Source organism: Haemophilus parainfluenzae, from assembly GCF_900638025.1.
In the GTDB taxonomy this organism is placed as follows: Bacteria; Pseudomonadota; Gammaproteobacteria; order Enterobacterales; family Pasteurellaceae; genus Haemophilus_D; species Haemophilus_D parainfluenzae_J.
On sequence record NZ_LR134481.1, the window covers coordinates 2,005,001 to 2,018,276 of the forward strand.

Genomic DNA, 13,276 nt, shown 5'->3' on the forward strand with positions numbered 1-13,276 from the left:
TTAGCACCTATTAAGACTTCAAAATTAAAAAATATTTTTAAAACATGTCAATCAACAAGTGCCCACACAGATTGTCTGATATATTGTTAAAGAGCAAAAAATAACGACGCACTGGGTTTTATTACGTTTCACAACAGCGCGTCGTTGTGTGCGGCGTATTATAGGACTTTCAGAATTCTTTGCAAGTGCTTTTTTTAAAAAAATGTAATTTTTTTGCTATTTGCTTAGAAACACACCAACATGACGAGAAAAAATCATTTTAAAACGGTAATGCCATCAAATCCCCAAAGGGCTAATGCCTGTTCTAATTGATGTTTACTCTCTAGGTCCTGTGTACAAAAAACCTGATTTTTCACCTCTAATTTTGACCGCACTTCTAATTTATCAAGCAAGAACTGCAACCGCTTGGCAATAGCGAATCCTGGATCCATAAAATTCTTCACTTGAGGTAAGCAAATTTGAATTTCGTCTTTAATTAAAGGGAAATGCGTACAGCCTAAACAAATCGTATCTAAACTCTCTAGTGATGCCCAGGGACTTAATTCATTTTTCAATGCAATTAAATCAACCGATTTCCCTTGGATTTTATGTTCTGCGATTTCAACCAGCTTAGTGGAGCCTAACCGTTCAACCACACAATGGGCGGCAAACTGATGAATAAGATCATTAACATAAGGGCGTTTAACCGTGCCCCTTGTCGCCAATAGACCGATATGTTTCGTTTGTGAGATTTCTGCTGCTGGCTTAATAGCGGGCACGGTACCTACAATCGGAATAGAAAATTGCTCACGTAAAGGCGGTAACACTACAGTACTCGCAGTATTACAAGCAATCACAATGGCATCAAGTGGATAATCCTGATTAATTTTTTTACAAATATCCAATGTTCGCTGAATGATTGTTTCTTCTGATTTTTCTGAATAAGGAAAGCCAGCATTGTCAAAGCAATACAAATAACGGTTATCTGGCATCAGCTTTTTCGCTTCGCGATAAACGCTTAAGCCTCCCATTCCAGAATCAAAGAAAAGTACCGTTGATTTATTCATTTATATAAAACTCTTTCAAAAATAACCGCACTTTAGGCATTCGAATAAATTTCTCGATTATTTAGCCAACGGCGGATTAAACTGTCTGCCACATCCGGATATTTTACAATTAATGCCTTAGCATAATGTTGAACTGTTGGGAGCATTTTACGATCGCGCATTAAATTTGCCACTTTAAATTCGGCAATTCCTGTCTGTTTAGTGCCCAATACTTCACCTGGACCACGAATTTCTAAATCTTTCTCTGAAATAACAAAGCCATCTTGGCTATCACGCAATACCTGTAAACGTTTTTGCGACACTTTACCCAACGGCGGTTTATACATTAAGACACAAAAAGACGCTGTACTGCCACGCCCTACCCGTCCACGCAGCTGATGAAGTTGTGATAAGCCCAAACGCTCTGCATTTTCAATAATCATTAGACTGGCATTCGGCACATCTACGCCCACTTCGATCACGGTTGTAGCCACAAGCAAATCGAGTTCTGCATTTTTAAAGGCAGCCATAATATCTTGTTTTTCTTGCGGTTTCATTCGCCCATGTACAAGGCCAATTTTAAGCATCGGCAAGGCTTTCGTTAAATCTTCCCAAATTGCCTCGGCTGCTTGCGCTTCTAGCATTTCAGACTCATCAATTAACGTACAAACCCAATAAGCCTGACGTTTTTCATTAATACAGGCACTTTTGACTCGAGCAACGATTTCATCGCGACGCTCTTCAGAAATAACCACTGTCGTAATCGGCGTTCTACCCGGTGGCAATTCGTCAATAATTGATGTATCGAGATCGGCATAAACCGTCATCGCTAATGTTCTCGGGATTGGTGTTGCTGTCATAATCAGTTGATGTGGATAAAACCCTGCTTTTTCGCCTTTTTCTCGCAACATCAAACGTTGATGCACACCAAAACGATGCTGTTCATCTATAATCACCAAGGCTAAATCCGCAAATTCCACTTCTTCTTGGAATAAAGCATGTGTGCCCACTACCATTTGCACAGTACCCGATTTAATCTTTTCCAATTCGGTTTGGCGAGCTTTCCCTTTCACCTTACCCGCTAACCAGCCTACTTCAATACCAAAAGGTTCTAACCAACGGCGGAAATTATTTGCATGCTGTTCCGCTAAAATCTCTGTTGGCGCCATTAAAGCCACTTGTTTGCCATTATCAATCGCTAATAAGGCGGCTAATGCTGCTACCAATGTTTTTCCTGAACCTACGTCGCCCTGAACAAGTCGCATCATTGGATAATCTTTCGCTAAATCCTGTTCAATATCCGCCACCACTCTATTTTGGGCATTTGTTGGTTGAAAAGGCAAAGATGCAAGAAAACGTTGCTTCAAATCGGTTTGATAATGCAATGGCAACGCTAAAAACTGCTGCGTACCCAACCGCACTTTTTGCATCGCAAGATTATGCGCAAGAAGCTCTTCAAAGATAAGTCGTTGTTGTGCGGGATGCTGTCCTTTCTCCAAAACATCTAATGAGATATCTGGCGGCGGACGATGCAAAAATCGAATCGCATCCTTTAGGCTAAAAGGATGTGGATTAAATTCATTAGGTAAAATTTCCGTTAATTGGATTTTATCGAGTAAAGCCAATGCTTGATCGGTTAGCTTACGTAATGAATTTTGTTTTAAACCTTCCGTTGTGGAATAGATAGGCGTAAGTGTTTCCTCTAAAACCAATGGTGCATTATCCCGAATAATTTGATATTCAGGATGATGAATTTCCGCCATAAAACGCCCGCGTTTAATTTCACCAAACGCTTTGACGCGCGTACCAATCTGAAAACTGTTTTTCATCCCCGCATTAAAATTGAAGAAACGGAGCATAATCTTGCTCGTTCCATCAGAAAGACTTACGGTTAAAATAGGACGGCGCCCAAAGGCAACTTCACAAGTTTGGACAACCCCTTCAATGGTGGCATATTGTTCAGGACGAAGATCGGCAATAGGCGTAATTCTCGTGCGATCTTCATAACGGATTGGTAAATGAAAAAGTAAGTCTTGGAGATTATAAATTCCAATACGGCTTAATTTATCGGAGATTGCCGCACCTACACCCGATAAAGTGGTTAGAGGAACGGCATCGAGAAGTTGTGTACTCATTATGCTTCATTAATATTGCGCTTCAAACGAATCACACTGGTAATTTGTTTGATTTTTCGCATAATGTTTTCTAAATGATAGATATCTCTTGCGCCAACTTGGATAATGACTAATAGCAGATTATTCTCTAATTCTTCAGTCCAAATACTTTGAATATTACTTTCACAAGTCGCGACCGCTGTCATGAGGCTACCTAATACATTTTGTTCATTAAGCATTTCGATGTGTAATTCGGCATCAAAATTGACCGCACTTTCAGCCTCTTCCCATTTTGCCGCGGTGAAATCTTTGGCATTACTTGACGTTAAATTAGAACAAGCTTGATGATGTACAACCACACCTTTCTTCGCTGTACTTAATGCCACGATCGGATCACCCGGAATTGGATGACAACATTGAGCGAAAGACGCTTTCATTTCGCCATCTCGGCTTAACGTTAGCATACTTTGTGTATTTTCAGACACACCATCCACATCAATTTCAATGGCTTCATCCATTAATTGATGCGCAATAACACTCGACATTTGATTGCCCACACCGATTTCCTCAAAAAGCTCATTGAGGCTTGAAAGGTTCAATTCATTTAGTAGCGCTTGGATTTTCTCTTCAGAAACTTCAGAGAGATAATGAGGTTTCAAAGCCATTTCTAGCTGTTTTTTGCCCGTCTGAACCGCATCATCTGCACGCAATAATTTTAAGAAATGACGAATGCGGGTTCTTGCGCGAGCCGTCACGACAAAGTTTAACCAGTTAACGCTTGGATGAGTATTTTCACTGGTCACAATCTCAACGGTTTGACCAGACTCTAAAGCTTGTGATAACGGATAAGGTTTATGCTCTACTACTGCCGCAACACAATGATTTCCCACATCAGAATGCACGGCATAAGCAAAATCGACAGCTGTTGCACCCATTGGTAATTCAACGATGCGACCTTTCGGCGTAAAGACATAGATTTCTTTTGGGAAAAACTCTGATTTAACATTTTCAATAAACTCAAAAGAGTTACCCACGTTCTGTTGAATATCCACCAAGCTTTGCAACCAACGTTGTGCACGTACTTGAGCGGTGGTACTATCGTTTTTACCACCTTCTTTATACACCCAATGAGCGGTAACGCCCATTTCAGCAACCTGTTCCATTTCTTCAGTTTGCAAATGGACTTCCACAGGCACCCCATGAGGGCCAATCATTGAGGTTTGTAGTGCTTGGTAGCCATTTGCACGTGGCACGGCAATATAATCTTTCACTTTACCAGGGCGAGGCTTATACAAACTATGCATTTGCCCCAATCCGCGATAGCAATCATCCACCGAATTCACAATGACACGAAAAGCATAAATATCCATAATCGAATGGAATTTCTGATCTTTCGTACGCATTTTTTGGTAAATTTTATAGAGATGTTTTTCACGTCCCCAAATACGATTTGTAATACCTACATTATCAAGACGCTGTGAAATATCATTAGAAATGCGTTGAATCAATTCTTGACGAGAGCCACGCGCTTGCTCGACGAGCTTTTTAAGTACTTCATAACGGCGAGGATGCATTGCTTCAAAAGATAAATCTTCTAATTCATTTTTGATATGCTCAATGCCTAAACGGTGGGCTAATGGACAGTAAATCTCTAAAGTTTCTTTTGCGATACGACGACGTTTATCCGGACGTAATGAACCCAATGTTCGCATATTATGGGTACGGTCAGCTAGTTTGATTAAGACAACGCGAATATCTCGAGTCATCGCTAAAATCATTTTGCGGAAGTTTTCAACCTGCGCTTCTTGGCGGGTACGGAATTTCAATTTATCTAGTTTAGATACGCCATCAACAATTTCGGCTACGCTAGCGCCAAATTCATCTTTTAATTGGGATTCGGTATAAGGAGTATCTTCGATAACATCATGCAATAATGCGGCCATGATTGCTTCATGGTCTAAATGCATTTCTGCGATGATTGAGGCTACCGCAACAGGGTGAGTAATATAAGGTTCGCCGCTTGAGCGAAATTGTCCTTCGTGAGCATCTCGCGCAATGACGAATGCACGTTTGATTAATTCAATTTTATCGGCGGGCAAATACCCCTGAATAATTCGATATAAATCTGCAAACAATTCCAAAGGACACCTGACTTTTTGTAGAGAGAAAGACTAGGCGATCAAAATAGCTTTAATTTTGACCGCACTTTAATGAGATTATTCTGCGATTAACGCTACTGCTACTTCTTCGTTACGTTGAGAAGCTGCCACATCTAAATACTCTTTTGCATCCATGATTTCTTGGTTGATTAATCCTTTTTCGATTTCACGTAATGCGATTACTGTTGGTTTATCGTTATCTTCCGGCACTAACGGCTCACTTTGATGCAACTCTAATTGTCTCGCACGACGAGCGGCGGTTAAAATTAAATCAAAACGGTTACCAATTTTTTCTACTGCATCTTGCACAGTCACTCGAGCCATGTTTTACTCCGATGTTAAAAATAATGTCTATAAAGGGAAAATATTGTACTCAATTCAAGCTTATTTTGCTAGTAGCTGATGAATTAAGTCCGCATTTTCTGTTTGTTGATAAGCTTTGGTCAAGCGCTCTGCCTGTAAAATGCTTTGTAAATCGGCCAATGCCTGTTCAAAATTATCATTCACAATAACGTAATCATATTCATCATAATGCGAAATTTCGCTGATTGCTTTTGACATTCGCTCAGCAATGACCTCTTTGCTATCCTGTCCGCGTCCAACCAAGCGACGCTCCAATTCTGGCAATGATGGAGGCAAAATAAAAATGCTTTTTACAGAAGGTACTTTTTGACGAATTTGCTGCGCACCTTGCCAGTCAATATCTAAAAACACATCAATGCCTTTTGCTAAGTTTTCTTCAATTGCTGGCAATGAAGTGCCGTAATAATTGCCACCAAACACTTTTGCATATTCTAAGAAGTGACCTTTTTCAATTAAGGTTTCAAATTCTTCTACTGAAACAAAATAATAATGCACACCATGACTTTCACCTGGTCGAGGTGAACGCGTTGTGTGTGAAATAGATACCATTTTTTTCGTACCTTGATTTTTTTCTAATAACGCGGAAATTAATGATGACTTACCCGCCCCACTTGGGGCAGAAAGAATGTATAAATTACCTTGAGACATAATTGAAACCTCTTCTTGTTGTTTGTTTTTATTATACAAAAAGAAAAGGAAAAGTGCGGTCAAATTTTCATTTGTTTTACCAAATTATTAAAAACTGATCGAGATCACAAAAAAGTGGTATATACCCTTTTTTTTATCAAAATGCCCATGCTATAATCCACGGGAACTCGTGAGAGCAACGATTTTGTTTAACTTAAAAAAATAGAAGGTGAAAATCTTATGGCTATTAAAATTGGTATCAACGGTTTCGGCCGTATCGGTCGTATCGTATTCCGTGCAGCACAACATCGCGATGACATCGAAGTTGTAGGTATCAACGACTTAATCGACGTTGAATACATGGCTTACATGTTGAAATACGATTCAACTCACGGTCGTTTTGACGGTACTGTTGAAGTTAAAGACGGTAACTTAGTAGTAAACGGTAAAACTATCCGTGTTACTTCTGAACGTGATCCTGCAAACCTTAACTGGGGTGCGATCGGCGTTGATGTTGCAGTTGAAGCAACAGGTTTATTCTTAACTGATGAAACAGCACGCAAACACATCACTGCTGGTGCGAAAAAAGTCGTATTAACAGGCCCTTCTAAAGATAGCACACCAATGTTCGTACGTGGTGTAAACTTCGGTGCATACGCAGGCCAAGACATCGTGTCTAACGCTTCTTGTACGACAAACTGTTTAGCACCTTTAGCACGTGTTGTTCACGAAACTTTCGGTATCAAAGATGGTTTAATGACTACAGTTCACGCAACCACAGCAACTCAAAAAACTGTTGATGGTCCATCAGCTAAAGACTGGCGCGGTGGTCGTGGTGCGGCACAAAACATCATCCCTTCATCTACCGGTGCAGCGAAAGCTGTGGGTAAAGTATTACCAGCATTAAATGGTAAATTAACTGGTATGGCGTTCCGTGTTCCTACTCCAAACGTTTCTGTAGTTGACTTAACTGTAAATTTAGAAAAACCAGCAACTTACGAACAAATCAAACAAGCAATCAAAGATGCAGCTGAAGGTAAAACTTTCAACGGCGAATTAAAAGGCGTTTTAGGTTACACTGAAGATGCAGTAGTTTCTACAGACTTCAACGGCTGTGCTTTAACTTCTGTATTTGATGCTGATGCGGGTATCGCATTAACTGATTCTTTCGTTAAATTAGTATCTTGGTACGATAACGAAACTGGTTACTCAAACAAAGTATTAGACTTAGTTGCACACGTTTACAACTACAAAGGCTAATCAAAATCGCTAAAAAATTGACCGCTCTTTTTAGAGCGGTTTTTTTATTTCCAATCCATTTCACTTAATCAATATTTTTAAAATTCTTTATTTCTCATCCAGAGATAAAAATAGAAAAATAAATATGTCTATTATTTATTCTATATTCACAAAATAACAACATTTCACTAGATTTTAAATTTATTTCGTTTATATTAGCGTACAGTTGTTCGCTCAAATAAGGCTTATATGAATTTAGAACGTCATTTCGTCAATCGAATTCGCCAACAGGCAAAAACTCGTCAAAATGCAACCGCACTTCGCCATAAAATTAATGGCTTATGGAAAGATATTTCGTGGAACGCATTTCAACAACAGCTTGATCAGCTTTCATTAGCTTTTCTTGCTTGCAATATTCAAGTACAAGATAAAATTGCAATTTTTGCGCACAATATGTCACGTTGGACAATCGCAGATATTGCGGCACTTCAAGTCCGTGCCATTACCGTTCCAATTTATGCGACCAATACTGCACAACAGGCAGAATTTATTTTAAATCATGCTGATGTCAAAATACTGTTTGTTGGCGATCAAGAACAATATGATCAAGCGTTAGAAATTGCGTATCAATGTCCACAATTACAAAAAATTGTGGCCATGAAAGAACAAATTCAACTGACAGAAACTACCCTTTCCTACCATTGGGACGATTTAATTCAATTAGGTACAGAAGAATTCCAAACTGAATTTGAAACTCGCTTAGCAAGTAAGACAATAGATGATTTATTCACGATCATCTATACCTCAGGCACAACAGGTGAACCGAAAGGCGTAATGCTTGATTACAGTAACTTAGCGCATCAACTTGAAGCCCATGATATTGCATTAGATGTTAATCAAGATGAGGTTTCACTTTCTTTTTTACCATTTAGTCACATTTTTGAGCGTGCTTGGGTTGCCTATGTGTTACATCGCGGAGCAATCCTTTGTTATCTCGAAGATACTAATCAAGTACGTGAAGCATTAACAGAAGTGCGCCCAACCTTTATGTGTGCAGTACCGCGTTTCTATGAAAAAATTTATTCTGCTGTACTGGATAAAGTCCAAAAAGCCCCTTTTATTCGTCAGATGATTTTCCACTGGGCGATTGCAGTGGGACAAAAACGTTTTTATCTTCTCTCTCAAAATAAAAAAGTCCCGTTCTTCTTGCAAAAACGCTATGCACTGGCCGATAAACTGGTGCTTTCTAAACTACGTTCATTGTTAGGCGGACGTATTAAAATGATGCCCTGCGGTGGCGCAAAATTAGAACCAACCATTGGCCTTTTCTTCCATAGCATTGGGATTAATATCAAACTCGGTTATGGCATGACTGAAACCACGGCTACTGTTTCTTGCTGGGATGACCATCATTTTAATCCGAATTCTATTGGTAAATTAATGCCAAACGCAGAAGTTAAAATTGGGGAAAATAATGAGATTCTGGTGCGTGGCGGCATGGTGATGAAAGGTTACTATAAAAAGCCAGAAGAAACGGCTCAAGCTTTCACCGAAGATGGTTTCTTGAAAACGGGAGATGCGGGTGAGTTTGATGCTGATGGTAATTTATTTATTACCGACCGTATTAAAGAATTGATGAAAACGTCTAATGGTAAATACATTGCGCCACAATATATCGAAGGTAAAATCGGTAAAGATAAATTTATCGAACAAATTGCGATTATTGCCGATGCAAAAAAATATGTTTCAGCGTTGATCGTACCTTGTTTTGATAGCGTAGAAGAATATGCGAAAAAACTGAATATTAAGTATCAAGATCGCATGGAATTACTCAAACACTCTGATATTATCAAAATGTTTGAGCAACGTATCGAAAGTCTTCAAAAAGAACTGGCGCACTTCGAGCAAGTGAAGAAATTTACGTTACTCTCTCAGGCATTTAGCGTAAAACTTGGTGAAATCACGCCTACGCTCAAGTTACGCCGAAAGGTGATTATGGAACGTTATCGTCATATTATTGATTCGATGTATTCCAACAATAAAGAGAACAAGGAAAATAAAAAATAAAAAAAGTGCGGTGAATTTGATCTGCACCCCAAAAGTTGGACTCAACAAACCAACAATTGAGGTGCAGATTTTTTTATGGGTAAACACTACACAATCGAATTTAAATTACAGGTTCTTCAACCTATTTTGAATGGGAAAATGAGTATTAGAGAAACTGCGCGTTTTTACAATATTCCTTCCAACTCCCTAGTCGGGACATGGTTGAAACGATTTGAAAAAAGTGGCATAAAAGGACTTATTCCCCGTAAACCATCAGGACGACCGCCGATGAAACCCAAATATGCAAAAATGCCACCGCCACCCAAAACTGAAGAAGACCGTTTACGCCTGAGAATTTTACAGCTTGAAGCGGAGGTAGCCTACCTAAAGGAGTTGAGAAGGCTCAGACTTCAGGACGAAGCCGAGCAACGGAAATTATCCAAAGGTTAAGAACACGCTATCCGTTAAAATGGCTTTTAGGCTTTGCACAATTAGCGCGTAGTACGTTTTTTGCTAAACTTCAGATTAAACTGGATAAGGATGAGTTGTTGAAAAAGACCATTAAACGCATCAAAGCCAACCATCCTGATTATGGCTACCGACGTGTTCATGCCTGCTTGCCAGGCGTGAATCATAAAAAAGTTCAACGTTTAATGCAGACACTTGGGCTTCAAGTGCGGTCAAGAAAAAGCAAGAAATTTACGACCTATCGAGGCACGATAGGGGTGATTGCACCGAATCATCTTGAACGCGATTTTAGTGCAACGGCCCCGAACCAAAAATGGGTGACCGATATCACCGAGTTTAAGGCGAAAGATGGGAGCAAAGTCTATTTATCCCCAATTTTAGACTTATTTAACAATGAGATAGTTTCATATAATCTCAGCTATTCCCCAAACTGGGCGCAAGTAGAGGACATGTTAATGCAAGCCGTCAAAGGATTAAATAAAGCTTGTGGTGTCATTTTACATTCAGACCAGGGATGGCAATATCAAATGGTGGCTTATCGTCGAATCTTGGCTGAACATGGCATCATTCAAAGTATGTCGAGAAAAGGGAATTGCTTGGACAACGCCGCAATGGAAAGTTTCTTTGGACGATTAAAAACAGAATGTTTTTATGGTCGGGAATTTAACAGTAGAGAGGAGATAGTTGATGCCGTCAGGGATTATTTGGATTACTATAATCACCGACGGATTCAACTAAAATTAAAAGGACTGAGTCCGGTACAATATCGAAAACAATCCTTTAAATAACAGTCTAACTTTTTGGGGTCAGATCAATTTCACCGCCTTTTTATTTTGACAAAAATGATTTATTCAACTTCGACCAGTACACCTTCTTGGTGAGGTTTCAATCCGCCAACCTCACTAAGCTCAATACCGGCTTTTTTCGAAATCTCTAAGATTTCCGCTTCACTTTCAGGTTTAACCGCAATCAACAAGCCACCTGAAGTTTGAGGATCGCAAAGTACCGCCTTTTGATAATCCGTAAGAGGACCAATTTTATGACCATAGCTTTCAAAGTTACGGTTGGTTCCACCTGGTACACAACCTTCAGCAATATAATCCGCTACACCATCTAATAATTTGATTTTATCAAAATGTACAACCGCACTAAGATTTGAGCCTTCACAGATTTCAGCTAAGTGTCCTAATAAACCAAAGCCGGTTACATCCGTCATGGCAGTAACACCAGCAACTTCCGCAAATTGGCTACCAATCAGGTTCATTTGACACATTGCTGTCGTTGCTAAGCCTTGATGTTCAGGTTTTAACTTGCCTTTTTTCTCAGCAGTAGTCAGCACACCGATACCTAATGGCTTGGTTAAATAAAGCTTACAATTTGCTTCTGCTGAGGCATTACGTTTTACATGTTCGGTTGCAATAACACCTGTTACGGCTAAACCAAAAATGGGTTCTGGCGCATCAATCGAGTGCCCTCCAGCAAGGGAAATCCCCGCTTGATGACAAGCAAAACGTCCTCCATCAACTATTTTCTGCGCTATTTCTGCCGGTAATTCATTAATCGGAAAACCTAAAATAGCAATCGCCATAATCGGTTTACCACCCATTGCGAAAATATCGCTAATGGCATTGGTCGCCGCAATACGGCCAAAATCAAAAGGATCGTCCACAATCGGCATGAAGAAATCCGTAGTACTGATAATTGCAGTCCCATTACCAAGATCATAAACCGCTGCGTCATCCGCTGTTTCGTTCCCAACCAATAAATTAGGGTCGGTAAATTTTTCGATTTCTGTCTGTAAAATTGTCCCTAACACCTTAGGCGAAATTTTACAGCCTCAACCTGCGCCGTGGCTGTATTGTGTTAAACGAATCTCATCCGTCATGCTAAATCCTTGCTAAAATCACATACCTTTTAAGCTAAAAGTGCGGTCAGAAATCTGGCATTTATGATGCCAACTTCTCCACTTTCGCTTGTTTAATCATATTATCGCTGACTTCCAAAATCGTAATTTTCAAGCCATCAATTTCACAAACTGTTCCTTCATCAGGAATATCTTCAAGATGCTCAAGAATCAAACCATTAAAGGTTCGAGCATCTTCCGTATCCAATTCCCAACCAAACATTTTATTTAAATCACGAAGATTCGCCGAACCTTCAATAATCATTGAACCATCAGATTGATGCACCACTTCTTGCTCAATAGATGGTGCCATAGAAGTGGTGAAATCACCCACAATTTCTTCCAAAATATCTTCAAGTGTGACCAACCCCTTAATATCACCATATTCATCCACCACTAGTCCAATACGTTCTTTTTTCGTACGAAAGTTAGCTAATTGCGTTTTAAGTGGTGTTCCCTCTGGAATAAAATATACTTCATCCACTGCACGTAATAACGTTTCTTTGGTAAACTCATTCTTTTCTAATAATAGACGGAAAGCTTCACGTACTCGTAAAATTCCTAGTACTTGCTCATCAAGACTGCCTTTATATAAGACGATTCGGTTATGGGGTGCATGATTGAGCTGACGCATAATCGCTTTCCAATCATCGTCAATATCGATTCCGCCAATTTCATTACGTGGCACCATAATATCATCAACGGTAACCGTTTCCATATCTAAAATAGAAAGTAGCATTTGTGGATGCTGTTCATCTGGCGTGGCTTCACCTGCTTCAGAAACGATACTTCTCAGTTCCTCACGACTAATCACCTGTTTTTGCAAATCGAGTTTTAATCCAACCATTCGCATTAAAGTTTTGGTAAAAATATTCATCAACCATACTAATGGATAGAATACTTTTAACAATAACGACAAAATATGGCTTGAAAATAAGCCCACTTTCTCTGGGTGCATCGCCGCAACCGTTTTAGGGAATATTTCAGAAAAAACGAGCATCGCAAAGGTTAATAAACCTGTTGCGATTGCTACCCCTGCATCACCATATAAACGCATACCAATCATCGTTGCAATAGCTGACGCGCTGATATTCACAAGGTTATTAAAGATCAAAATGAAACTTAACAAGGTATCAGGCTTTTCAAGCAGTTTTTCTGCTTTTTTTGCACCTTTATTGCCTTGCTCAGCAAGAAAGCGAAGACGATATTTATTAAGAGACAGTAGACCAGTTTCCGATCCTGAAAAATAGGCAGATAAAATTAAACAAATAATCAGTGTAATAAATAAAGTACTAAGGGGAATACTATCCAAGGGAAAATCCTTTTGTTCGT

Annotated in this window: 11 protein-coding genes; 4 read left to right on the forward strand and 7 right to left on the reverse strand. The window is 39.5% G+C overall.

All coding sequences use genetic code 11. From position 1 onward, the window contains the following. Positions 1-254: 254 nt before the first annotated feature. The 5 genes from murI to gmk form a co-directional block, all read right to left on the reverse strand. Positions 255-1,046, reverse strand: coding sequence for a glutamate racemase (gene murI, locus EL215_RS09935; protein ID WP_049356944.1), 792 nt, complete (start codon positions 1,044-1,046; stop codon positions 255-257). Between the two features lie 32 nt (positions 1,047-1,078). Next, positions 1,079-3,160 carry an ATP-dependent DNA helicase RecG gene (recG, locus tag EL215_RS09940; RefSeq protein ID WP_126471872.1) on the reverse strand — a complete coding sequence of 694 codons (2,082 nt, stop codon included), beginning with the start codon at positions 3,158-3,160 and terminating at the stop codon, positions 1,079-1,081. After that, on the reverse strand, positions 3,160-5,280 hold the full coding sequence (gene spoT / locus EL215_RS09945; protein ID WP_126471874.1) for a bifunctional GTP diphosphokinase/guanosine-3',5'-bis pyrophosphate 3'-pyrophosphohydrolase: 2,121 nt from the start codon (positions 5,278-5,280) through the stop codon (positions 3,160-3,162). The genes recG and spoT overlap by 1 nt, the downstream gene beginning before the upstream one ends. Positions 5,281-5,355: 75 nt before the next feature. After that, positions 5,356-5,622, reverse strand: a complete 267-nt coding sequence (gene rpoZ, locus EL215_RS09950) for a DNA-directed RNA polymerase subunit omega (RefSeq protein ID WP_126471876.1) — start codon at positions 5,620-5,622, stop codon at positions 5,356-5,358. 60 nt (positions 5,623-5,682) lie between these two features. Next, the gene (gene gmk / locus EL215_RS09955) at positions 5,683-6,309 is read right to left on the reverse strand and encodes a guanylate kinase (protein WP_041918290.1); all 627 of its coding nucleotides are present in this window, start codon (positions 6,307-6,309) and stop codon (positions 5,683-5,685) included. A gap of 219 nt (positions 6,310-6,528) precedes the next feature. Between gmk and gap the strand changes: the two genes are divergently transcribed. The 4 genes from gap (at position 6,529) to EL215_RS09975 (ending at position 10,829) form a co-directional block, all read left to right on the forward strand. After that, on the forward strand, positions 6,529-7,548 hold the full coding sequence (gene gap / locus EL215_RS09960) for a type I glyceraldehyde-3-phosphate dehydrogenase (RefSeq protein WP_014063969.1): 1,020 nt from the start codon (positions 6,529-6,531) through the stop codon (positions 7,546-7,548). Positions 7,549-7,776: 228 nt separating this feature from the next. Further along, complete coding sequence (locus tag EL215_RS09965) at positions 7,777-9,594, forward strand: AMP-dependent synthetase/ligase (RefSeq protein WP_126471878.1); 1,818 nt, start codon at positions 7,777-7,779, stop codon at positions 9,592-9,594. 75 nt (positions 9,595-9,669) lie between these two features. Further along, positions 9,670-10,023 carry a helix-turn-helix domain-containing protein gene (locus EL215_RS09970; RefSeq protein ID WP_126469735.1) on the forward strand — a complete coding sequence of 118 codons (354 nt, stop codon included), beginning with the start codon at positions 9,670-9,672 and terminating at the stop codon, positions 10,021-10,023. Further along, the gene (locus tag EL215_RS09975) at positions 10,011-10,829 is read left to right on the forward strand and encodes an IS3 family transposase (RefSeq protein WP_232013322.1); all 819 of its coding nucleotides are present in this window, start codon (positions 10,011-10,013) and stop codon (positions 10,827-10,829) included. The genes EL215_RS09970 and EL215_RS09975 overlap by 13 nt, the downstream gene beginning before the upstream one ends. A 59-nt stretch (positions 10,830-10,888) precedes the next feature. On the opposite strand, the gene selD is transcribed toward EL215_RS09975, so the two are convergent. Beyond that, positions 10,889-11,926: a selenide, water dikinase SelD gene (gene selD / locus EL215_RS09980; RefSeq protein ID WP_126471880.1), complete on the reverse strand. Its 1,038-nt coding sequence runs from the start codon at positions 11,924-11,926 to the stop codon at positions 10,889-10,891. A gap of 61 nt (positions 11,927-11,987) precedes the next feature. Then, positions 11,988-13,256 (reverse strand): HlyC/CorC family transporter, encoded by a 1,269-nt coding sequence (locus EL215_RS09985; RefSeq protein ID WP_126471882.1) that lies wholly within the window; start codon positions 13,254-13,256, stop codon positions 11,988-11,990. Between the last annotated feature and the right edge of the window lie 20 nt (positions 13,257-13,276).

Excerpts from the sequence above, each read along its gene's own strand:
- murI (WP_049356944.1), bottom strand. The coding sequence starts at position 1,046 with ATGAATAAATCAACGGTACTTTTCTTTGATTCTGGAATGGGAGGCTTA.
- recG (WP_126471872.1), bottom strand. The coding sequence starts at position 3,160 with ATGAGTACACAACTTCTCGATGCCGTTCCTCTAACCACTTTATCGGGT.
- rpoZ (WP_126471876.1), bottom strand. The coding sequence starts at position 5,622 with ATGGCTCGAGTGACTGTGCAAGATGCAGTAGAAAAAATTGGTAACCGT.
- gmk (WP_041918290.1), bottom strand. The coding sequence starts at position 6,309 with ATGTCTCAAGGTAATTTATACATTCTTTCTGCCCCAAGTGGGGCGGGT.
- gap (WP_014063969.1), top strand. The coding sequence starts at position 6,529 with ATGGCTATTAAAATTGGTATCAACGGTTTCGGCCGTATCGGTCGTATC.
- EL215_RS09965 (WP_126471878.1), top strand. The coding sequence starts at position 7,777 with ATGAATTTAGAACGTCATTTCGTCAATCGAATTCGCCAACAGGCAAAA.
- EL215_RS09970 (WP_126469735.1), top strand. The coding sequence starts at position 9,670 with ATGGGTAAACACTACACAATCGAATTTAAATTACAGGTTCTTCAACCT.